The 18,762-nt window shown below is 61.3% G+C and carries 24 protein-coding genes; 7 read left to right on the top strand and 17 right to left on the bottom strand.

Features of this window, described 5'->3' with window-relative positions:
- Positions 1–49 precede the first annotated feature (49 nt).
- A complete protein-coding gene (gene rpoH / locus JFT58_RS01130; protein ID WP_003176698.1) occupies positions 50–904 on the top strand; it encodes an RNA polymerase sigma factor RpoH in 855 nt (284 codons plus the stop codon).
- Positions 905–1,092: 188 nt separating this feature from the next.
- Here the strand turns inward: rpoH and mtgA are convergent, their stop codons facing one another.
- A complete protein-coding gene (mtgA, locus tag JFT58_RS01125) occupies positions 1,093–1,815 on the bottom strand; it encodes a monofunctional biosynthetic peptidoglycan transglycosylase (RefSeq protein ID WP_054897583.1) in 723 nt (240 codons plus the stop codon).
- A 74-nt stretch (positions 1,816–1,889) separates the two neighbouring features.
- Here mtgA and JFT58_RS01120 point away from each other — a divergent pair, with 74 nt between their 5' ends.
- The 4 genes from JFT58_RS01120 (at position 1,890) to trmB (ending at position 4,128) form a co-directional block, all read left to right on the top strand.
- Complete coding sequence (locus JFT58_RS01120) at positions 1,890–2,264, top strand: DUF423 domain-containing protein (RefSeq protein ID WP_054897582.1); 375 nt, start codon at positions 1,890–1,892, stop codon at positions 2,262–2,264.
- A gap of 79 nt (positions 2,265–2,343) precedes the next feature.
- Positions 2,344–2,544, top strand: coding sequence for a sulfur carrier protein ThiS (gene thiS, locus JFT58_RS01115; protein ID WP_020301926.1), 201 nt, complete (start codon positions 2,344–2,346; stop codon positions 2,542–2,544).
- A 54-nt stretch (positions 2,545–2,598) separates the two neighbouring features.
- Positions 2,599–3,393 (top strand): thiazole synthase, encoded by a 795-nt coding sequence (locus tag JFT58_RS01110; RefSeq protein WP_054897581.1) that lies wholly within the window; start codon positions 2,599–2,601, stop codon positions 3,391–3,393.
- A gap of 9 nt (positions 3,394–3,402) precedes the next feature.
- Positions 3,403–4,128, top strand: a complete 726-nt coding sequence (gene trmB, locus JFT58_RS01105) for a tRNA (guanosine(46)-N7)-methyltransferase TrmB (protein WP_003195101.1) — start codon at positions 3,403–3,405, stop codon at positions 4,126–4,128.
- A gap of 138 nt (positions 4,129–4,266) precedes the next feature.
- Here trmB and JFT58_RS01100 read toward each other — a convergent pair whose 3' ends face one another.
- The 9 genes from JFT58_RS01100 to JFT58_RS01060 form a co-directional block, all read right to left on the bottom strand.
- Positions 4,267–4,590, bottom strand: a complete 324-nt coding sequence (locus tag JFT58_RS01100; RefSeq protein WP_003195099.1) for a DUF3392 domain-containing protein — start codon at positions 4,588–4,590, stop codon at positions 4,267–4,269.
- A gap of 19 nt (positions 4,591–4,609) precedes the next feature.
- Entirely contained in the window at positions 4,610–5,812 is a 1,203-nt protein-coding gene (gene hemW / locus JFT58_RS01095) for a radical SAM family heme chaperone HemW (protein WP_054897580.1), read from the bottom strand.
- The gene (gene rdgB / locus JFT58_RS01090) at positions 5,809–6,405 is read right to left on the bottom strand and encodes an RdgB/HAM1 family non-canonical purine NTP pyrophosphatase (RefSeq protein ID WP_034128946.1); all 597 of its coding nucleotides are present in this window, start codon (positions 6,403–6,405) and stop codon (positions 5,809–5,811) included. The genes hemW and rdgB overlap by 4 nt, the downstream gene beginning before the upstream one ends.
- On the bottom strand, positions 6,402–6,836 hold the full coding sequence (locus JFT58_RS01085) for a DUF4426 domain-containing protein (protein ID WP_005792275.1): 435 nt from the start codon (positions 6,834–6,836) through the stop codon (positions 6,402–6,404). The genes rdgB and JFT58_RS01085 overlap by 4 nt, the downstream gene beginning before the upstream one ends.
- Before the next feature lie 21 nt (positions 6,837–6,857).
- Positions 6,858–7,478 (bottom strand): methionine biosynthesis protein MetW, encoded by a 621-nt coding sequence (gene metW, locus JFT58_RS01080; protein ID WP_003195091.1) that lies wholly within the window; start codon positions 7,476–7,478, stop codon positions 6,858–6,860.
- On the bottom strand, positions 7,475–8,626 hold the full coding sequence (gene metX, locus JFT58_RS01075) for a homoserine O-succinyltransferase MetX (protein WP_034128945.1): 1,152 nt from the start codon (positions 8,624–8,626) through the stop codon (positions 7,475–7,477). The genes metW and metX overlap by 4 nt, the downstream gene beginning before the upstream one ends.
- 216 nt (positions 8,627–8,842) lie before the next feature.
- On the bottom strand, positions 8,843–9,430 hold the full coding sequence (locus tag JFT58_RS01070) for a YggT family protein (protein WP_054897579.1): 588 nt from the start codon (positions 9,428–9,430) through the stop codon (positions 8,843–8,845).
- Between the two features lie 25 nt (positions 9,431–9,455).
- Positions 9,456–10,274 (bottom strand): pyrroline-5-carboxylate reductase, encoded by an 819-nt coding sequence (proC, locus tag JFT58_RS01065; protein ID WP_054897578.1) that lies wholly within the window; start codon positions 10,272–10,274, stop codon positions 9,456–9,458.
- Between the two features lie 34 nt (positions 10,275–10,308).
- Entirely contained in the window at positions 10,309–10,995 is a 687-nt protein-coding gene (locus JFT58_RS01060) for a YggS family pyridoxal phosphate-dependent enzyme (protein ID WP_198834277.1), read from the bottom strand.
- Between the two features lie 57 nt (positions 10,996–11,052).
- On the opposite strand from JFT58_RS01060, the gene JFT58_RS01055 reads away from it, so the two are divergent.
- Entirely contained in the window at positions 11,053–12,087 is a 1,035-nt protein-coding gene (locus JFT58_RS01055) for a type IV pilus twitching motility protein PilT (protein ID WP_054897576.1), read from the top strand.
- Positions 12,088–12,235: 148 nt separating this feature from the next.
- Here JFT58_RS01055 and JFT58_RS01050 read toward each other — a convergent pair whose 3' ends face one another.
- Entirely contained in the window at positions 12,236–12,874 is a 639-nt protein-coding gene (locus JFT58_RS01050) for a C40 family peptidase (RefSeq protein WP_034128941.1), read from the bottom strand.
- Positions 12,875–13,123: 249 nt separating this feature from the next.
- On the opposite strand from JFT58_RS01050, the gene JFT58_RS01045 reads away from it, so the two are divergent.
- Positions 13,124–13,552, top strand: coding sequence for an NINE protein (locus JFT58_RS01045; protein WP_054897575.1), 429 nt, complete (start codon positions 13,124–13,126; stop codon positions 13,550–13,552).
- A gap of 125 nt (positions 13,553–13,677) precedes the next feature.
- Here JFT58_RS01045 and JFT58_RS01040 read toward each other — a convergent pair whose 3' ends face one another.
- The 6 genes from JFT58_RS01040 to JFT58_RS01015 all read right to left on the bottom strand — a co-directional run bounded on the left by JFT58_RS01040 (position 13,678) and on the right by JFT58_RS01015 (position 18,707).
- Positions 13,678–14,949, bottom strand: coding sequence for a dihydroorotase (locus tag JFT58_RS01040; RefSeq protein WP_054897574.1), 1,272 nt, complete (start codon positions 14,947–14,949; stop codon positions 13,678–13,680).
- Positions 14,946–15,950 (bottom strand): aspartate carbamoyltransferase catalytic subunit, encoded by a 1,005-nt coding sequence (locus JFT58_RS01035; RefSeq protein ID WP_034128938.1) that lies wholly within the window; start codon positions 15,948–15,950, stop codon positions 14,946–14,948. Before JFT58_RS01035 ends, JFT58_RS01040 begins: the two co-directional genes overlap by 4 nt.
- Positions 15,951–15,974: 24 nt before the next feature.
- A complete protein-coding gene (gene pyrR, locus JFT58_RS01030) occupies positions 15,975–16,481 on the bottom strand; it encodes a bifunctional pyr operon transcriptional regulator/uracil phosphoribosyltransferase PyrR (RefSeq protein WP_019817751.1) in 507 nt (168 codons plus the stop codon).
- 132 nt (positions 16,482–16,613) lie between these two features.
- A complete protein-coding gene (gene ruvX, locus JFT58_RS01025) occupies positions 16,614–17,051 on the bottom strand; it encodes a Holliday junction resolvase RuvX (protein WP_003195067.1) in 438 nt (145 codons plus the stop codon).
- Positions 17,051–17,620: a YqgE/AlgH family protein gene (locus JFT58_RS01020; RefSeq protein WP_017139445.1), complete on the bottom strand. Its 570-nt coding sequence runs from the start codon at positions 17,618–17,620 to the stop codon at positions 17,051–17,053. Before JFT58_RS01020 ends, ruvX begins: the two co-directional genes overlap by 1 nt.
- A gap of 181 nt (positions 17,621–17,801) precedes the next feature.
- Positions 17,802–18,707 carry an energy transducer TonB gene (locus JFT58_RS01015; protein ID WP_054897573.1) on the bottom strand — a complete coding sequence of 302 codons (906 nt, stop codon included), beginning with the start codon at positions 18,705–18,707 and terminating at the stop codon, positions 17,802–17,804.
- Positions 18,708–18,762 lie beyond the last annotated feature (55 nt).

The following is an 18,762-nucleotide window of genomic DNA, read 5'->3' as shown; positions in this document are numbered from 1 at the left end:
TTTCGCAGTGCTGAACTGCACGAGTTATGTGAGTCGGAGGTTTTTTCGTATGACCACTTCTTTGCAACCTGCTTATGCCTTGGTCCCGGGTGCGAACCTGGAGGCTTATGTGCACACGGTCAACAGCATTCCATTGCTGACGCCCGAGCAGGAGCGTGAACTGGCCGAGAGTCTCTACTATGAGCAGGATTTGGGGGCGGCTCGGCAGATGGTGCTCGCCCACCTGCGTTTTGTCGTACATATCGCCCGTAGCTATAGCGGCTACGGTCTGGCCCAGGCCGACCTGATTCAGGAAGGCAACGTAGGCCTGATGAAGGCTGTAAAGCGCTTCAACCCTGAAATGGGCGTGCGCCTGGTGTCGTTTGCCGTGCACTGGATCAAGGCGGAAATCCACGAGTTCATCCTGCGCAACTGGCGCATCGTGAAAGTGGCCACCACCAAGGCCCAGCGCAAGCTGTTCTTCAACCTGCGCAGCCAGAAAAAACGCCTGGCGTGGCTGAACAACGAAGAAGTCCACCGCGTGGCCGAAAGCCTCGGTGTGGAGCCGCGTGAAGTGCGCGAGATGGAAAGCCGCCTGACCGGCCATGACATGGCCTTCGACCCAGCCGCCGAAGCGGATGACGACAGCGCCTTCCAATCGCCGGCCAACTACCTGGAAGACCACCGGTACGACCCGGCGCGTCAACTGGAAGACGCCGACTGGAGCGACAACTCCAACCACAACCTGCACGAAGCGCTGGAAGTGCTGGACGACCGCAGTCGTGACATCCTCTACCAGCGTTGGCTGGCAGAAGAAAAGGCCACGCTGCACGACCTGGCGCAGAAGTACAACGTGTCGGCCGAGCGGATTCGTCAGCTTGAGAAAAGCGCGATGAACAAGCTGAAGTTGTCGATCGCCGCTTAAAATGCAGCGAACAAAAAATGCCCCGGTCGAAAGACCGGGGCATTTTTGTTTGTGTTCGAAAAGTCTCAAGCCCAACTCGGTTTAATGTGGGAGCTGGCTTGCCTGCGATGAGGCCGTGTCAGCTGAAGCATGGGTTACTGACCCACCGCTATCGCAGGCAAGCCAGCTCCCACAGGTCCCATATTGTGTCAGTCGGACCAGGGTGCCTTTCGAGAGTTGTTCAGCTCCATCAGGTAACCATCCCCGCCCAATTGGCTCATCTGCTGGCGAATCCACGCCGCCCGCCGTGCCACATAAGCCGTCGGATGGCTGGCACTCCACACTCTAGGATTGGGCAATACCGCCGCCAGGTAGCTGGCCTGCTGCCGCGAAAGGCCCTTGGCGCTCACGCCAAAATGGTGCCGCGCCGCTGCCTCTGCGCCAAACACACCTTCATCCCATTCCACGCTGTTGAGGTACACCTCAAGAATCCGCTGCTTGGGCCACAACACCTCGATCAAACCGGTAAACCACGCCTCCAGGCCTTTGCGCAAATAGCTGCGGCCGGCCCACAGGAACAGGTTTTTCGACACCTGCTGGCTCAGGGTGCTGGCACCGCGAATCGAGCCGCCGCGTTCGTTGTGCAGAATCGCCGCCTGGATCGCGCCGAAATCAAAACCCCAATGTTGTGGGAAGCGCTGGTCTTCACCGGCCATCACCGCCACTTTCAGGTCATCGGATATTTCATCCCATGGCACCCAGCTGCGTTGCAGGTCGATAGGCTCACCGTCGACCCAGGACTCGACCTTGCGCTCCACCATCAGCGCAGTGAACGGTGGCGGCACCACACGAAACAGCAGCACCAGCAACACACTGCCGATGGCAAACCATTTCACGACGTTGAGAAAGCGTTTGAAGAGGACACGCAGCATAGAGATGGCTTGGCCGAACCCGTTGAGCGGGCCATTATACAGACCCTGCCCGATGAGTCTGACTGGAGTTCCCCATGCTGCGTAGCTTTCTGATGCTGGCTGCCTTTTTCGGCTTTACCGGTGTCGCCCTGGGCGCGTTCGCCGCCCACGGCCTGAAAAACCGCCTGAGCACCGACTACCTGGCGATCTTTCATACTGGTGTGACCTACCAGTTGGTGCATGCCCTGGCACTGTTCGGCGTGGCCTTGCTGGCGGCGCATATTCCGGGCCGGCTGGTCACTTGGGCGGGTATTTCGTTTACCGTCGGTATCCTGCTGTTCTCGGGCAGCCTGTATGTGCTGACGATGACCGGCATCAGTAAACTGGGGATCATCACGCCGTTTGGCGGGCTGGCGTTCCTGCTCGGCTGGTTCTTCCTGGGCCTGGCGGCGTGGCGTTTGCAGCTTTGACCGCTTGACGCTTGGAGCTGACCTTCAGGTTCCAATCGCGCTAGAATGCGGGCCCCTAAAAACGATGGCGGCCCGTGGCATGCGCATTCAGTTGAACGGCGAACCCTTTGAACTGCCCGACGGCGAAACCGTTGCGGCCCTGCTGACCCGTCTGGACCTGACCGGGCGTCGCGTCGCAGTGGAGCTCAACCTGGATATCGTCCCGCGTAGCCAGCACGCCGAGACTGCGCTCACCGAAGGTGACCAGATCGAAGTGGTCCACGCCATCGGCGGCGGCTAGCCCGCCACGGCCGCAACGCATTCTGCAGAACCTCATCCAACCAGAGGATTTCCCATGAGCATCGTTCGTAGCGACAAGCCTTTCGTCCTGGCCGGTCGTACCTACCAGTCCCGTCTGCTGGTCGGCACCGGCAAGTACCGCGACATGGAAGAAACCCGCCTGGCCATCGAAGCCTCGGGTGCCGAGATCGTCACCTTCGCCGTGCGCCGCACCAACCTCGGCCAGATCGAGGGCGAGCCGAACCTGCTCGAAGTGCTGTCGCCGGAGCGCTACACCTTCCTGCCAAACACCGCGGGCTGCTACGACGCCATCGAAGCCGTGCGCACCTGCCGCCTGGCCCGTGAGCTGCTCGACGGCCACAACCTGGTGAAGCTGGAAGTGCTGGCCGACCAGAAAACCCTGTTCCCCAATGTGATCGAAACCCTCAAGGCCGCCGAAACCCTGGTCAAGGAAGGTTTCGACGTGATGGTCTACACCAGCGATGACCCGATCATCGCGCGCCAACTGGCAGAAATCGGCTGCATCGCGGTGATGCCGCTGGCCGGTCTGATCGGTTCCGGCCTGGGGATCTGCAATCCGTATAACCTGCAGATCATCCTCGAAGAAGCCAGGATTCCAGTACTGGTGGATGCGGGCGTGGGCACAGCCTCCGACGCGACCATCGCCATGGAGCTGGGCTGCGACGCCGTATTGATGAACTCGGCCATTGCCCATGCCCAGCAACCAATCATGATGGCCCAAGCCATGAACCACGCCATCGTCGCGGGCCGCCTGGCCTACCTCGCCGGGCGCATGCCGAAAAAACTCTATGCCAGCGCCTCTTCGCCGCTGGATGGTCTGATCAAGTAAGAGCTATTGATGACTGAATCAAACGAAACGCCGAACACCGTGGAAGAAGGCGACGAGTCCAAGCACCGCCGCATCAAGAGTTTTGTGATGCGCGCCGGCCGCATGACCGAAGGCCAACAAAAGGGCCTGGAACAGGGCACGCCGCTGTTCGTGTTGCCCCTGGCCGACGCGCCGGTGGACTATGACCAAGTGTTCGGCCGTTCGGCCCCGCGCTCCCTGGAAATCGGTTTCGGTATGGGCCATTCCCTGCTGGAAATGGCCGCAGCCGCGCCGGAACAGGATTTCATCGGTGTGGAAGTGCACCGCCCAGGCGTCGGCGCACTGCTCAACGGTGTGCTGACCCAAGGCCTGAAAAACCTGCGGGTCTACGACTGCGATGCGATTGAAGTGCTCAACCGCTGCATCGCCGACAACAGCCTCGACCGCCTGATGCTGTTCTTCCCCGACCCATGGCACAAGGCCCGTCACCACAAGCGCCGCATCGTCCAGGCGTCCTTCGCGGAACTGGTGCGCAGCAAGCTGAAAGTGGGCGGCATCCTGCACATGGCCACCGACTGGGAACCGTACGCGGAATACATGCTGGAAGTGATGAACGTCGCCCCCGGCTACCGCAACCTGGCCGAAGACGGCAAATGCGTGCCACGCCCGGCCGAGCGGCCGATCACCAAGTTCGAACGCCGTGGCGAGCGATTGGGGCATGGGGTGTGGGATTTGAAATTCGAGAAGCTGGCTTAAACAGTCATCAGCTTGAAACGCAATCAAATGTGGGAACTGGCTTGCCTGCGATAGCATCACCTCGGTATCACTGATACACCGAGGTGTCTGTATCGCAGGCAAGCCAGCTCCCACATTTGTTTTGTAGTGCCTGCTGAGTCAGCGGCGGTCTGCTACCACGCCAATCAACACCAGCACCACGATCAACACCGGCGCCAGGCTGTAGTTATTGAACTGGCTCAACCCTCGCACAATCCACGGCGTGGCGTAGATCAACGCCGCGCCGCTGCCGATCAGGCACAGCAGGGCCATCAAGGGTACGCGCAAGGCGCCGGCGATGCTGCCCAGGCGCGCTTCGACCCAGCCCTTGATGTCGGCGCCGAACAGCACCAGCAAACAGCCCACAAGGGCCAACGAGATTTCCGACAGGTTGCTACGGCTCCAGCGGGATACGGTGGCGAGCAGGTCGAGTACCAGATCCATTCGATTTCCTTAAGAGCTATCAGCTCAAAAACTTCTGCAACAGGTCATTGAGAAAGAGTTGCCCGCGGTCGGTGGCCGCCAGGCGTGACGGTTCGACCTGCATTAATCCACTTTGTTCTGCGTCGCGGCGGCCTTCATCGAGGCTCGCCAGATCGAGGCCGGTGCGCTCGGCGTAGAGCTTGGCATCAACCCCTTCGGTGAGGCGCAGCGCGTTCATCAGAAACTCGAACGGCAGTTCATCGTTGGTCAGTTCTTTCGCGCCGGCCTGGAAGCTTTTGGCCGGGTTGAGGTAGTCCTTTGGTGCACGGGTTTTCCAGGTGCGGATAATGCGCCCGTCCGGGTGGCTGAGCTTGCCGTGGGCCCCGGCGCCGATGCCGATAAAGTCGCCAAAACTCCAGTAATTGAGGTTATGCCGCGCCGGCCGCCCCGGTTGGGCGTAGGCCGAGACTTCATATTGTGCGTAACCGTGTTCGGCGAGCAGTGCCTGGCCGGCTTCCTGGATATCCCACAGCGTGTCGTCTTCCGGCAGCGCGGGCGGCTGGTTCCAGAACACGGTGTTGGGTTCCAGGGTCAGTTGGTACCAGGACAGGTGCGTCGGCTTGAGTGCAATGGCCTGGCGCAGGTCGCCCAAGGCGTCCTCCAGGGACTGGTTGGGCAGGCCGTGCATCAAGTCCAGGTTGAAGTTGTCGAACCCGGCCTGGCGCGCCATACCGGCTGCGCGCACGGCTTCATCGCCATTGTGGATGCGGCCCAGGGCTTCAAGCTTCTCTTGCTGGAAGCTCTGGATGCCGATGGACAGGCGATTGATCCCCAGTTTGCGGTACGCCACGAACTTCTCTTGTTCGAACGTCCCTGGGTTGGCTTCCAGGGTGATCTCGATATCGTCAGCAAACGGGATACGTGCTTGAACGCCCTTGAGCAGGCGGCCCAGTGCAGCCGCACTGAACAGGCTGGGCGTGCCGCCGCCAAAGAAGATCGAACTCAGCTTGCGGCCATATACGGCGTGCAGGTCTTGGTCCAGGTCGGCCAGCAGGGCATCCACATACTCTTCTTCCGGCAGCACTTTGCTCGCGGTGTGGGAGTTGAAGTCGCAATACGGGCATTTGCGCACACACCACGGGATATGGATGTACAGCGCCAGGGGCGGCAGATGGGGCAGGGCCGCCCGTGGTGTTTGCGCGCCACCGTGGATCAGCGGCTGCGCAGAGGTGTTCTGGGTCATTTCAAACCCAGGCGCTGGCGCAGCAACGCCATGGCGCGGGCGCGGTGGCTGATCTGATTTTTGTCGGCCGGGCTCAGTTCAGCGCTGGAGACATTGCGCTCCGGCACCCAGAACAGCGGGTCATAGCCAAAGCCATGTTCACCGCTGGCCGCGTGCAGGATGCGCCCGTGCCACAAGCCTTCGCACAGAATCGGCAGCGGGTCGTCGGCATGCCGTACCAGGGCCAACACGCAGACGAACTGCGCACCACGCTCGGCCTCCGGCACGTCTTTGAGGGCGTCGAGCAGCTTGGCGTTGTTGGCTGCATCGCCCTGGCCGTCGGCGTAACGGGCCGAGTAGATACCAGGGGCGCCGCCGAGGAAATCCACGGCCAGGCCCGAATCATCCGCCAGGGCCGGCAGGCCGGAGATGCGTGCCGCGTTGCGCGCCTTGAGGATGGCGTTTTCAACGAACGACAGGCCGGTTTCTTCCGGTTCGACCTGGCTGAACTCGCCAATCGAACGCAGTTGCACGGACTCACCGAGCATGGCCTGCAGTTCTTTGAGTTTGCCGGCGTTATGGCTGGCCAGTACGAGTTGAGTAAGGTTCATCATTCGGCCGGGAACAGTTCTTGGTTGAATTGGAAACCATGGGCCTTGCCACCGGTTTCAACGTTAATGGTAAACGTCTTGTATTCACGCTGGGTCACCGAGTAGGGCGCCAGATAGCTGATGCCGCCTTTCTCTTCGATTTGCTTGAAGGTCAGGATCTCGCTCTTGCCGCCCAGGTCCTTGATGGTGCCCGTCACTTGGGCCGCGACCGGGGCCACGCCCTTGATCACGGTCACATTGATCAGGCCCTTCTCTTTGCTGCGCACCACGCCAACATTCTGTGCGGTCTCCGGTGGCAAGAAGCTGGAGGTGAAGGTGTTGTAATGAACGGTGATATCGCCAAAGTCTTTTTTGCGATTAGCGTCGATAGTGTCGGCGGCCATGGCGCTGGCGCCCAGGCATGCGGTCAATAGAAAAATAGCCAAACGACTCATGAACGTCCCTCTTGAAGATGATTAGACGGCAACTTTGTGGTCGGTCAGGCCAGGACTGCTGACCCGGTAGATACCAATTTCGCCCAACAGGTTGGGCCATAGCTTACTCGCCCAGCCGTGGCGGTGCTGTTGATCGACGGCAAGGCGGTTGATCACCTTGGCTTCACGTTCGCCACACAGGGCTTCGAAGTCTTCGAAGGTGCAAAAGTGGATGTTCGGCGTGTTGTACCAGGTGTACGGCAGGAAGTCGGAGACCGGCATGCGCCCCTTGGTGGCCAGGTACCAGCGGCAGCGCCAGTGGCCAAAGTTGGGGAAGGTGATGATGCATTGGCGGCCCACGCGCAGCATTTCGTCGAGGATGCGGTCCGGGTAGTGCACCGCTTGCAGGGCTTGGGTCATCACCACGATGTCGAAGCTGTTGCTGGCAAAGTTGCCCAGGCCCTTGTCCAGGTCCTGCTCGATCACGTTGATGCCCTTGGCCACGCATTGGGCGATGTTGTCCGGGTCGTTTTCCAGGCCGTAGCCGGTGACTTGCTTGTGGTCGCGCAGCCAGCTCAGCAGTTCGCCGTCGCCGCAGCCCAGGTCGAGCACGCGGCTGCCGGCGGGGATCCAGTCTTGGATGATTTCCAGGTCGGCTCTCATGGCGTTCTCACAAGCGAAATACGGTTCATGTAGTTACTGAACGCCTGCAGGTAGCGTGGGATCGGAATCAGGAAGGCGTCGTGGCCTTGCGGTGCATCGATCTCCAGGTAGCAGACGTCTTTCTTGGCGGCCATCAGGGCATCCACCAGCTCACGGGAGCGCGCTGGCGAAAAGCGCCAGTCGGTGGTGAACGACATCACGCAGAACTTGGCCGTGGCGTGCTCGAAGGTTTTCGCCAGGTCGTCATCGTGATTGGCGGCCGGGTCGAAGTAGTCCAGGGCCTTGGTCATCAGCAGGTAGGTATTGGCGTCGAAACGCCCCGAGAACTCCTCGCCCTGGTAACGCAGGTAGCTTTCCACCTGGAACTCGACGCTGTGGAAGTCGTAGTTGAGCTTCTCGCTCTTGAGGCCACGGCCGAATTTCTCGCCCATGGAGTCGTCGGACAGGTAGGTAATGTGGCCGACCATCCGCGCCAGCATCAAGCCGCGCTTGGGGATCACGCCTGCTTCCTGGAACGAACCGCCGTGGAACTCGGGATCGGTGAGGATTGCCTGGCGCGCCACTTCGTTGAAGGCGATGTTCTGCGCTGACAACTTGGGCGCCGAGGCGATAGCCAGGCAATGGCGCACACGGTCCGGGTAAGTGATGGTCCATTGCAGGGCCTGCATGCCGCCCAGGCTGCCGCCAATCACGGCGGCCCACTGGCTGATGCCCAACAGGTCGGCGAGGCGTGCCTGGCTGTGCACCCAGTCCTCTACCGTCAGCACCGGGAAGTCGGCGCCGAACGGCTTGCCGGTTTCCGGGTTGAGGCTGCTGGGGCCGGTGGAGCCGTTGCAGCCGCCGAGGTTGTTCAGGCTGACCACAAAGAACTTGTTGGTGTCGATGGGCTTGCCGGGGCCGATGCAACTGTCCCACCAGCCGGGCTTGCGGTCGTCAACGCTATGGAAGCCGGCGGCGTGATGATGGCCGGATAAGGCATGGCAGATCAGCACGGCGTTGCTCGCCGTGGCGTTCAGTTGGCCATAGGTTTCGTAGATCAGGTCGTAGGCTGGCAACGAACGGCCGCAGGCCAGGGCCAGGGGTTCGCTGAAATGCGCCACTTGTGGCACGACCAGTCCAACAGAATCGGGGGGGAAGGCAGCTGGCATCGACCCTGCTCTCGTTTAAATGAGGCGTAAGTCTAAAGAGCGGGGACCCTAGCGGCAAGCAATGGTCGGGGGTTAGCGTGATCGTTCCCACGCTCCGCGTTTGATCGTTCCCATGCTCCGCGTGGGAATGCCTCTTGGGACGCTCTGCGTCCCGTCCTTGTGACGCGGAGCATCACGGGCTGCATTCCCACGCAGAGCGTGGGAACGATCTATCGGTCAGATCAGGCCAAACAACTCTTTTGGCATGTAGGCAAAGTACGCCAGGCGCGGAATCACCCAGCTCTGCAGCAACTGAATCACGATAAACGCAAAGATCGGCGAGATATCCAGGCCCCCCAGGTTCGGGATCAGGCGACGGAAGGGTGCCAGCACCGGTTCGGTGATCTGAGCCACCAATTCGGCGCCCGGGCTACGGCTGCCTGGCGCGACCCACGAAAGAATCACGCTGATGATCATCGACCAGAAAATGATCTTCAGGAACAGCGAGAAAATACCGATCAGGCCCCATGGCAACAGCAGCACGGTGAAGGCCTGGTAGCCATTGAGCATCAGGATCACCACGAACAGCAAAATCTGCAGCAACAGCGCCAGCACCAGCGACGACATGTCCAGGCCGAACAGGCTCGGGATCACCCGGCGCAGCGGCTTGAGCAGCGGTTGGGTGGCCTTCACCACGAATTGGCACAGCGGGTTGTAGAAGTTCGCACGCACCAGTTGCAGGATAAAGCGCATCAGCACGATCAGCAGGTACAGGCTGCCCAGGGTCTGGATGATGAAAACGGCAGCGTCATTGATTCCGAGCATGTTTGATTACCTTGGTAAGGGACGACTATTTGCCCAGTTGCTCAGCCATCTCGGCTGAACGATGTGCGGCGGCACCCAGTGCTGTTTCCACCAGGGCTTCAAAGCCCCCGGCCTGGAACGACTCGATAGCCGCTTGTGTGGTGCCACCTGGCGAGGTGACGCGACGGCGCAGTTCGGCGGCATCGACATCGCTGCCCACAGCCATTTTCGCGGCGCCCAGGGCCGTTTGTTCAGCCAGTTGTTCGGCAACGTCGTGGGGCAGGCCCAGCTTGACGCCGGCGGCGGTCATGGCCTCGATCAACAGGAAGAAGTAGGCCGGGCCGCTGCCGGAAACGGCGGTGACCGCATCCAGTTGCTGTTCCTGCTCCAGCCATACGGCGAGGCCCACCGCAGACAGCAGCTCCTGAGCCTGGTCACGCTGTTGCGCGCTGACTTCGGCGGTGGCGTACAAACCGCTGACGCCCTGGCGCAGCAACGCTGGGGTATTGGGCATGCAACGTACGATCGGCTGGTCGCCGAGCCAGGTTTTCATGCTGGCACAGGTGATGCCGGCGGCAATCGACACCACCAACTGATGCGGCTGCAGGCTCGGGCGCAGGCTCTCGCACACGGCCTTCATGGCCTGGGGCTTGACCGCCAGCACGATCACATCGACGCCGTGGATGGCCTCGGCGTTATCGGCGAAGGTCTGGATACCGTGTTCGGCGCCGACGCGCTCGCGGGTCTCGGCGCCCGGGTCGCTGGCGCGGATCTGCTCGGCGTCCAGGCCCTTGGCCCGCAGGCCACCGATCAGGCTGGCCGCCATGTTACCGGCGCCGATAAAGGCAATACGCGTGTTGCTCATGACAGGTCCTTATTTTCGAGGGATGTCAGCCATTTCACGGCTGGCCGTAGTCGCGGGCGCCAAACAGGGCGGTACCGATCCGCACCCAGGTGGCGCCTTGGGCAATGGCCGACTCAAGGTCATGGCTCATGCCCATGGAAAGTGTGTCCAGCGGCAGGTTCAAGCTGGCTTGCAGGTCGCGCACTGTGGCAAACGCCGCATCCTGCTCCGCCCGGTCTTCAGTCGGCTCGGGAATTGCCATCAAACCCCGCAGCTTCAAGCGCGGCAGGGCGCTGATCGCCGTGGCCAGGGCCGGCAGGTCGGCGGGTGTGCAGCCGGACTTGCTGGCTTCGCCACTGACATTGACCTGAATGCAGATATTGAGCGGCGGCAGGTCGGCCGGGCGTTGCTCGGACAGGCGTTGCGCGATTTTCAGGCGGTCCACGGAATGCACCCAAGCGAAGTTCTCGGCGATGGCGCGAGTCTTGTTCGATTGAATGGGGCCGATGAAGTGCCAACTCAAGGGCAGGTCGGTCAAATCCGCCTGTTTGCCCAAGGCTTCCTGCAGGTAGTTTTCCCCAAAGTCGTGCAGCCCGGCGGCATAGGCGTCGCGTACCGCCTGCGCGGGTTTGGTCTTGCTCACGGCCAGCAGTTGGATGCTGCTTGCGTCACGTTGCACGGCGTCGGCTGCGGCGCGGATGCGCTGGCTAACCAGGCCGATGTTGTCTGCTATCGTCGACATTCAAGATGCGCCCGTGGATATGGAGTCCGCGGCATTCTACTGGAAATGGAAAGCCCTATGGATATCACGCAATTGCTGACGGCCAGCGTAAGCCGAGGCGCCTCAGACCTGCATCTGTCAGCCGGCCTGGCACCGATGCTGCGCATTGATGGCGAGGTTTGGCCGCTGGATGGGCCAGCGCTGAACGCTACCCAAGTGGTCGACTTATTGAGCCCTTTGCTGAATAAACATCAACAAAAGGATTTCGAAACATCTCTTGAAACGGATTTTGCCTTCGAATTGCCAGGCGTCGCCCGGTTCCGGGCGAACGTGTTCCGCCAGGATCGCGGCGTGGGTGCGGTGTTCCGGGCTATTGCGACTGAGGTCCAAAGCCTGGAGGACCTGGGACTGGGCGAGGTGTTCCAGCGTATCGCCCGCCTTCCTCGCGGCCTGGTGCTGGTGACCGGGCCCACCGGGTCGGGCAAGTCCACGACCCTGGCGGCGATGATCGACGACCTCAACCGGCATCGACGCCAGCATATCCTCACGCTGGAAGACCCCATCGAGTTTATCCACAGGCCGAAACTGGCGCTGGTCAACCAGCGCCAGGTGCATCGAGACACCCACAGTTTCTCGGTGGCCCTGCGTTCAGCCCTGCGAGAAGACCCGGATGTGATCCTGGTGGGTGAATTGCGCGATCTGGAAACCATCCGCCTTGCGCTGACGGCGGCAGAGACCGGGCACCTGGTGTTCGGCACACTGCACACCTCGTCGGCGGCAAAGACAGTGGACCGGCTGGTAGACGTCTTCCCGGCCGGGGAGAAGGCCATGGTCCGCTCGATGCTGTCGGAGTCGTTGCAGGCGGTGGTGTCTCAGGTGCTGGTGAAGAAGGTGGGCGGTGGGCGCGTGGCCGCTCATGAAATCATGCTGGGCACCCCGGCAATTCGTAACTTGATTCGCGAAGACAAGGTGGCGCAGATGGTTTCGGCTATCCAGACGGGAGGGGCGTTGGGGATGAAGACCCTGGATATGAGTTTGAAGGCGTTGGTCGGCGCGGGGCTGGTCAGTCGGGAAGAGGCCCGGGAGAAGGCGAGGGTGCCGGCAGATATCTAGAACAGACAGATACACAATGTGGGAGCTGGCTTGCCTGCGATAGCGGACTGTCAGGCACTCTCTCTGCCAACTGACACACCGTCATCGCAGGCAAGCCAGCTCCCACATTTGATCGCATTTCAAATGGGGAGCTTCAGTAGTGCCTGGCTTAGCGCTGCACGATCCGCAGGTTGTTGTTCTGCTCTTTAGGCAGTACCCGCTTGGCAATCACGTAGTTCTTGTCCCAGAACGGTTTTTTCAGTGTGTCGATGCTCACCGACTTGCCACGGCGCGGTGCGTGGATAAAGCGGTCGTTGCCCAGGTAGATGGCGACGTGATTGACCTGGCGGCTCTTGAGTTTGAAAAACAACAGGTCGCCCGGTTTCAGGTCTTTGCGGTCAACCTTCAACCCATGGCCGGCCGCCATGGCGTTGGAAGTGCGTGGCAGGTCCACCGCTTTTACATCGTTAAATGCATATTTCACCAGGCCGCTGCAGTCGAACCCTTTACTTGGGCTGCTGCCGCCCCAACGATAAGGTGTACCGAGCACGTTGACGGCACGGCTCAAGACGTTGCTGCTTTGCTTGGTGTTCACGGCCAGCTGGGTGGAAAGCGCTTTGCCGTGGGCCTTGCTCAGTTGAGTCGGACGGCTGACGGTCGGCTTTGCCGATTTGGCAGTGCTGGGCGTGCTATGGACTTTAGGGGTGAAACCGTTAACGTTCGGAAGTCGTTGCTCACGATTGGTGGCGTGGGCGGCCAGTGGCATTAATAGGCAAATGGTTAGCCATGTCTTGAAAAATGGTCGCATTAGGCGTGGCTCTTATGGGTTTGCGCGCAACTTTATAACAGCTTTTTGTGCTGTTCTCAGCCCGTTTGTCGATTGAACCTTGGGGTCAAATTCAGGAAAAACGCGACGATTCGCCGCAATTGTCCTACACAAGTCAGGCCCTACAAGGCTTTGAGGGCAGGACGATAACATTTGCCGTACGTCGGGCGCCCGTAAAAAAGTCACAAAGAAAATGAAAAAATTTATCTATCGAAGCAAAAGAGGTCCTTCATGAACACCTATCAACAGGTTGCTCAGCAGCAAGACACCCACAGCAAGGCGATTGGTTACCTGCTGTGGATTTTCGGTTTTACCGGGGCTCATCGTTTTTATTACGGCAAGCCTGTGACGGGCACGATCTGGTTTTTCACCTTCGGCTTGTTCGGCATTGGCTGGTTGATCGACTTGTTCCTGATCCCGGCCATGGACCGTGAAGCCGACCTGCGGTTTACCGCTGGGCCGATTGAATACAGCGTCGCGTGGATTCTGTTGGCGTTTCTGGGGGTGTTTGGTGTGCACCGTATGTACCAGGGCAAATGGATCACCGGCCTGATCTACCTGCTGACCGGCGGTTTGTTCCTGATCGGGGTGCTGTATGACTTCTGGACGCTGAACACGCAGATCTCGATCCGCAATGCCGAGCGCAACAGCGGGCGCTGAGCACTGATCGTTCCCACGCTCCGCGTGGGAATGCAGCCCAGGACGCTTCGCGTCCACCTTTGGAGTGCTGACGCAGAGCGTCACAGGATGCGTTCCCACGCAGAGCGTGGGAACGAGCTTGCGCGTCAAGCCTGGTAGCTGATCCGCCCATCCATCAAGGTATACCGCACCGTCGCCGGCAGGCTGTGGCCGATGAACGGGCAGTTTTCGCCCTTGGACAACCAACGCTCACCAGCCACCGTCGAGTTTGCCAGGTCGAACAGCACCAGGTCCGCCGGTGAACCCACCGACAACTGGCCCGCCGGCAAGCGCAGGGCCTCGGCCGGGCCGGCGCTCAGGCGTGCCAGCAGTGTCGGAAGGTCCAGCAAGCCGTCTTCCACCAGCGTCATCGCCAGTGGCAACAACAACTCCACGCTGCTGATGCCTGGCTCGGTCGCGCCAAACGGTGCCAGCTTGGCGTCTCGCTCGTGAGGTTGGTGATGGCTGGAAATCGCCGACACCACACCCGACTTCACCGCCGCACGCAAACCGTCACGGTCAGCCTTGGTGCGCAGCGGGGGCTGTACGTGGTACAGGCTGGAGAAGTCGATCAGCGCCTCATCCGTCAGGATCAGTTGGTACAGGGCGACATCTGCGGTGACCCGCAAGCCACGGGCCTGGGCCTGGGCGATCAGAGCCACGCCCCGGGCGCTGGTCAACTGGCTGAAATGCGCACGCACGCCGCTTTGCTCCACCAGCAACAGGTCACGAGCGAGAGCCACGGTTTCTGCTGTTTCCGGAATGCCCGGCAGGCCGAGGAAGCTGGCCACTGCGCCTTCATGGGCCAGGCCGCCTTCGGCCAGGTCGCGGTCCTGGGAATGGAAGATCACCGTCAAGTCGAAGGTGGCCGCGTATTCCAGGGCGCGGCACAAGGTGCGCGTGCTGCGAAAGCTTTCCAGGCCATTGCCGAAGGCCACGCAACCGGCGTCACGCAGGGCGATCAATTCGGCGAGTTGTTCGCCATCCAGGCCCTTGCTCAAGGCACCAATGGGAAACACTTTGCAGTTGCCGGCTTCGCGGGCGCGGTCAAGGATCAGCTCGGTCACGGCCGACGTGTCCAGCACCGGCTTGGTGTTGGGCGGGCAACACAGGCTGGTCACGCCACCGGCCGCGGCGGCCTGGGTTTCGCTGGCGATATTGCCTTTGCGGCTGTAGCCCGGCTCGCGCAGTGCGACATTCAGGTCCACCAGCCCAGGCGCGGCCACCAGGCCCTTGGCATCGATGCTCTGGCCGGCGTTGAAGCCTGCGGGGGCGGAGCCCATGGCGACGATCTTGCCGGCGTCCAGGTGTAGATCGGTAACTTGGTCCAGGCCACTGGCCGGGTCGATGACTCGGGCGCCGAGAATGCTGAGCTTCACTGGGCCTGCTCCTGCTCGAATTGACGTTGCGCGGTTTGCCCGCTCATGGCCATGGACAGCACGGCCATGCGCACGGCGATGCCGTAGGTCACTTGGTTGAGAATCACCGACTGCGGGCCATCGGCCACCGCCGACTCAATTTCCACACCGCGGTTGATCGGCCCCGGGTGCATCACGATTGCATCCGGCTTGGCCATGGCCAGGCGTGCGGTGGTCAGGCCGAACAGGCGGTAGAACTCACCTTCGCTGGGCAACAAGCCCCCGGCCATGCGCTCGCGTTGCAGGCGCAGCATGATCACTACGTCCACATCCTTGAGGCCCTCGGCCATGTCGGTGTAGACCTTCACGCCATACTGTTCGATGCCGATTGGCAACAGAGTCTTGGGCGCGATCACGCGGATATCCGGGCAACCCAGGGCCTTGAGAGCCAGCATGTTCGAACGTGCAACCCTCGAATGCAGGATGTCGCCGACGATGGCTACCGAGAGGTTTTCAAAGCTGCCCTTGTGCCGACGAATGGTGAGCATGTCGAGCATGCCCTGGGTCGGGTGCGCGTGACGGCCGTCGCCGCCATTGATGATCGCCACGTTCGGGCACACATGCTCGGCGATGAAATGCGCAGCGCCGGAGTCGCCGTGGCGTACCACGAACATGTCGGCTGCCATGGCTTCCAGGTTGCGCAGGGTATCGAGCAGGGTTTCGCCCTTGCTCGCCGACGAGGTGGACACGTTCAACGTGATCACATCGGCCGACAGCCGCTGGGCCGCCAGTTCAAAGGTGGTGCGGGTGCGGGTGGAGTTCTCGAAGAACACGTTGCAGATGGTTTTGCCGCGCAACAGCGGGACTTTCTTCACTGCCCGGCCACCGACTTCCAGGAACGAATCGGCGGTGTCGAGGATTTCGGTGAGCAGTTCGCGGGGCAAACCGTCGAGGGACAAGAAGTGTTGCAACTGGCCCTGAGCATTGAGCTGCAGCGGGCGCTTGGCATCTAGAGGCGTCATCGCGGGGACTCTTTACAAGGCGGTTTAAAGGGCAAGGTCTTGCAGTTCGAGTTCGAGCGGCGTAGGACCGGACAATTTTACCCGCTGCTGGGGGGCAAGCGACAGGGTCGCGCCTACGACGTCCGGGCTGATCGGTAGTTCGCCGGCATCCAGGTCCAGCAGGCACACCAGGGTCACGCTGGCCGGGCGGCCATAGTCGAACAGTTCGTTCATGGCGGCGCGGATGGTGCGGCCGCTCATCAGCACGTCGTCGATCAGTACCAGGTGCTGGCCTTCGATCTCGAAGGGCAGGGCCGAAGGGCGCACTTGTGGATGCAGGCCGTTCTGGCTGAAATCGTCGCGGTAGAAGGACACGTCCAGGGTGCCCAGGGGCGAATCGCTGCCCAGTGCTTCCAGCAATGCCTGGGCTACCCACACGCCACCGGTGCGTATGCCGATAAAACGCGGTTCGCTGATGGCACGGTGTTCCAGGTGCGCCTTGAGGCGTATCGCCATCTGGCTGATCAGTTCGGCAGGGTTCGGCAAGCTCATGGTGGCTCCTTATCAAGTGTGTAGGAGCGAGCTTGCTCGCGAAAAACTCATGGGCACCGCGTTCATCCAGCCTTCTCGCGGTATCGTTAACGTTCTTCGCGGGCAAGCCCGCTTCCACAGGATCGCGGCGGGTCAGGATTCAAATAAAGCGGTGTTTTCATCCAGCCAGCCCTGCAACAGCAAGGCCGCGGCGATGGCGTCTACCGGGTTGTCGCGGTAACTGCCCTTTTGCCCGCCACGGTCGCGGCGTTCCCCCTTGGCTTCGAAGGTGGTGAGGCGTTCGTCATGGGTATAGAAGGGCAGGTTGTAGCGGCCATTGAGGCGGCGCGCGAACTTCTCGGCGCGCAGGCACATGTCACTGGGGGTGCCATCCATGTTCAGGGGCAGGCCGACCACTACCGCGTCAGGCTTCCACTCTTTGATCAGGGCTTCGACCTGGTTCCAGTCCGGCACGCCGTTCTGGGCCTTGAGGGTGCACAGCTCGCGGGCCTGGCCGGTGATGACCTGGCCAACCGCTACGCCGATCTGTTTGGTGCCGTAGTCAAAACCGAGGATCAGACGCAAGGCCATCAGGCGTGCCCCGCCTGGCTGGTCAGCAGGCTGAGGTTGACCCGCAGCTTGGCTGCTGCCGCTTCCAGGCGCAGTTCGCTGGCGGTGTTGAACAGGATGTCAGCGTCGAACGGGCAGGTCAGCCAGGCATTGCTGGCCAGTTCGGCCTCCAGTTGCCCGGCTTCCCAACCGGCGTAGCCCAGGGTGATCACACTTTGCTCAGGGCCGACGCCGTCGGCGATGGCGAACAGCACGTCCTGGGATGTGGACAATGACACACCCTCAAGGTCTACCGTGGCCTGGAACTTGGGCCCGGTGGGGTGCAGCACAAAACCGCGATCGGTCTGCACCGGCCCGCCGATGTAGATCGGTACGCCCTGGCAACGCGCCGGCGGGTCGATCTCCGGGCGCAGTTGCTCAAGGATATCGGCCAGGTTCAGCTCCTGCGGGCGGTTGACCACCAGCCCCATGGCACCATTGGCCGTGTGCTCGACGATGTAGGTCAAGGTCTGCGCAAAGTTCGGGTCGGCCATATGGGGCATGGCGATCAGGAATTGGTGCTTGAGGTAGGTCGGGCTGACGTTTTTCATGTCCGCTAGTGTGGCGTTGGAGGGGCGAACTGACAAGTGCGGGCGCGAGCCTGATCGCTGATCGTTCCCACGCTCCGCGTGGGAACGCATCCCGGGGCGCTCCGCGTCCCAAGAGCAGACGCAGAGCGTCCAGGCGGCATTCCCACGCGGAGCGTGGGAATGATCTGTAGTGCGGGCGTGATCAGTTGCTGGACAACCGGTCGCCCTTGGCGAACCGCCAGGTGCGGATGATTTCCAGGCGGTCCACGTCGCTCAAGTCGCCGCTGAACGGCGCAAAGGGCGCGGCCAGGCGCACGATGCGTTGCGCAGCCTGGTCCAGCAGCGGCTGGCCGGAGGACTCCAGCACCTGCACCTCATACAGCGAGCCGTCACGGTTGATCGACACCAGCAAGCGCAAATTGCCATAAATCTGTTGGCGCCGCGCCTCGTCCGGGTAATTGAGGTTGCCGATGCGTTCGACTTTCTTGCGCCACTCGTCCTTATACCAGGCACCTTTATCGCGCATGGTTGAGGCGGCGTTCAGACGGTAGATGCGCGGGCGCTTGGCATAAAGCTGTTGCTCATGGGCCAGTTCGGCTTCCAGGCTGGAAATTTCGTCGGATAACGTCGAACTGTCGAACGTCGGAGCAGGTTTCACTGGCTCGAGCTTGGGTTCGGTCTTGGCCTTTTCGCGCTGGGTCGGGGCTTTTTGCGGTTTGGGCGCGACAGTCGTCACCGCAGCCTTGGGCGTGGCCTGCCTGACCTCAGGCTTGGGCGCTGGCGGCGGAGTGACCTTCTTGACCTGGTTGTCATGGAAGGGCGCTACCTCGGTGGTCTTGGGCACGGCTTTCTTGTCGAGGGTGCCGCTGCCCTGTTGGTTGTCCTGGGCGAGAAAGTCAGCCTTTTCGGGCTTCTTTTCGCTCTTGAACGTGGCGAGAGTGATTTCCAGGGTCTTGGTGATCTGCTTGGGTTCGACCAGGGTGAACCCCACACCCAGGAGCAGGGCGAGATGAATCAAGGCAGCGAGAAACAGGGTAAAACCGAGACGATCGGCCGGGCGCACGCCGCTGGGGGAGAATTCGGGGGGCAGATCGGACGGGAGTGTCATGACAAGAAAACCAACATCGCGCGTTTCACAGGTGGCGCATGATAACGCAATGTTG

This window comes from Pseudomonas sp. MF6767 (genome assembly GCF_016405475.1).
GTDB lineage: Bacteria > Pseudomonadota > Gammaproteobacteria > Pseudomonadales > Pseudomonadaceae > Aquipseudomonas > Aquipseudomonas paracarnis.
This window is presented reverse-complemented; position numbering and strand designations above follow the sequence as displayed.

What these genes read in the sequence shown, in the direction of transcription:
- rpoH (WP_003176698.1), top strand. Translation starts at nt 50, where the DNA reads ATGACCACTTCTTTGCAACCTGCTTATGCCTTGGTCCCGGGTGCGAAC.
- mtgA (WP_054897583.1), bottom strand. Translation starts at nt 1,815, where the DNA reads ATGCTGCGTGTCCTCTTCAAACGCTTTCTCAACGTCGTGAAATGGTTT.
- JFT58_RS01120 (WP_054897582.1), top strand. Translation starts at nt 1,890, where the DNA reads ATGCTGCGTAGCTTTCTGATGCTGGCTGCCTTTTTCGGCTTTACCGGT.
- thiS (WP_020301926.1), top strand. Translation starts at nt 2,344, where the DNA reads ATGCGCATTCAGTTGAACGGCGAACCCTTTGAACTGCCCGACGGCGAA.
- JFT58_RS01110 (WP_054897581.1), top strand. Translation starts at nt 2,599, where the DNA reads ATGAGCATCGTTCGTAGCGACAAGCCTTTCGTCCTGGCCGGTCGTACC.
- trmB (WP_003195101.1), top strand. Translation starts at nt 3,403, where the DNA reads ATGACTGAATCAAACGAAACGCCGAACACCGTGGAAGAAGGCGACGAG.
- JFT58_RS01100 (WP_003195099.1), bottom strand. Translation starts at nt 4,590, where the DNA reads ATGGATCTGGTACTCGACCTGCTCGCCACCGTATCCCGCTGGAGCCGT.
- hemW (WP_054897580.1), bottom strand. Translation starts at nt 5,812, where the DNA reads ATGACCCAGAACACCTCTGCGCAGCCGCTGATCCACGGTGGCGCGCAA.
- rdgB (WP_034128946.1), bottom strand. Translation starts at nt 6,405, where the DNA reads ATGATGAACCTTACTCAACTCGTACTGGCCAGCCATAACGCCGGCAAA.
- JFT58_RS01085 (WP_005792275.1), bottom strand. Translation starts at nt 6,836, where the DNA reads ATGAGTCGTTTGGCTATTTTTCTATTGACCGCATGCCTGGGCGCCAGC.
- metW (WP_003195091.1), bottom strand. Translation starts at nt 7,478, where the DNA reads ATGAGAGCCGACCTGGAAATCATCCAAGACTGGATCCCCGCCGGCAGC.
- metX (WP_034128945.1), bottom strand. Translation starts at nt 8,626, where the DNA reads ATGCCAGCTGCCTTCCCCCCCGATTCTGTTGGACTGGTCGTGCCACAA.
- JFT58_RS01070 (WP_054897579.1), bottom strand. Translation starts at nt 9,430, where the DNA reads ATGCTCGGAATCAATGACGCTGCCGTTTTCATCATCCAGACCCTGGGC.
- proC (WP_054897578.1), bottom strand. Translation starts at nt 10,274, where the DNA reads ATGAGCAACACGCGTATTGCCTTTATCGGCGCCGGTAACATGGCGGCC.
- JFT58_RS01060 (WP_198834277.1), bottom strand. Translation starts at nt 10,995, where the DNA reads ATGTCGACGATAGCAGACAACATCGGCCTGGTTAGCCAGCGCATCCGC.
- JFT58_RS01055 (WP_054897576.1), top strand. Translation starts at nt 11,053, where the DNA reads ATGGATATCACGCAATTGCTGACGGCCAGCGTAAGCCGAGGCGCCTCA.
- JFT58_RS01050 (WP_034128941.1), bottom strand. Translation starts at nt 12,874, where the DNA reads ATGCGACCATTTTTCAAGACATGGCTAACCATTTGCCTATTAATGCCA.
- JFT58_RS01045 (WP_054897575.1), top strand. Translation starts at nt 13,124, where the DNA reads ATGAACACCTATCAACAGGTTGCTCAGCAGCAAGACACCCACAGCAAG.
- JFT58_RS01035 (WP_034128938.1), bottom strand. Translation starts at nt 15,950, where the DNA reads ATGACGCCTCTAGATGCCAAGCGCCCGCTGCAGCTCAATGCTCAGGGC.
- pyrR (WP_019817751.1), bottom strand. Translation starts at nt 16,481, where the DNA reads ATGAGCTTGCCGAACCCTGCCGAACTGATCAGCCAGATGGCGATACGC.
- ruvX (WP_003195067.1), bottom strand. Translation starts at nt 17,051, where the DNA reads ATGGCCTTGCGTCTGATCCTCGGTTTTGACTACGGCACCAAACAGATC.
- JFT58_RS01020 (WP_017139445.1), bottom strand. Translation starts at nt 17,620, where the DNA reads ATGAAAAACGTCAGCCCGACCTACCTCAAGCACCAATTCCTGATCGCC.
- JFT58_RS01015 (WP_054897573.1), bottom strand. Translation starts at nt 18,707, where the DNA reads ATGACACTCCCGTCCGATCTGCCCCCCGAATTCTCCCCCAGCGGCGTG.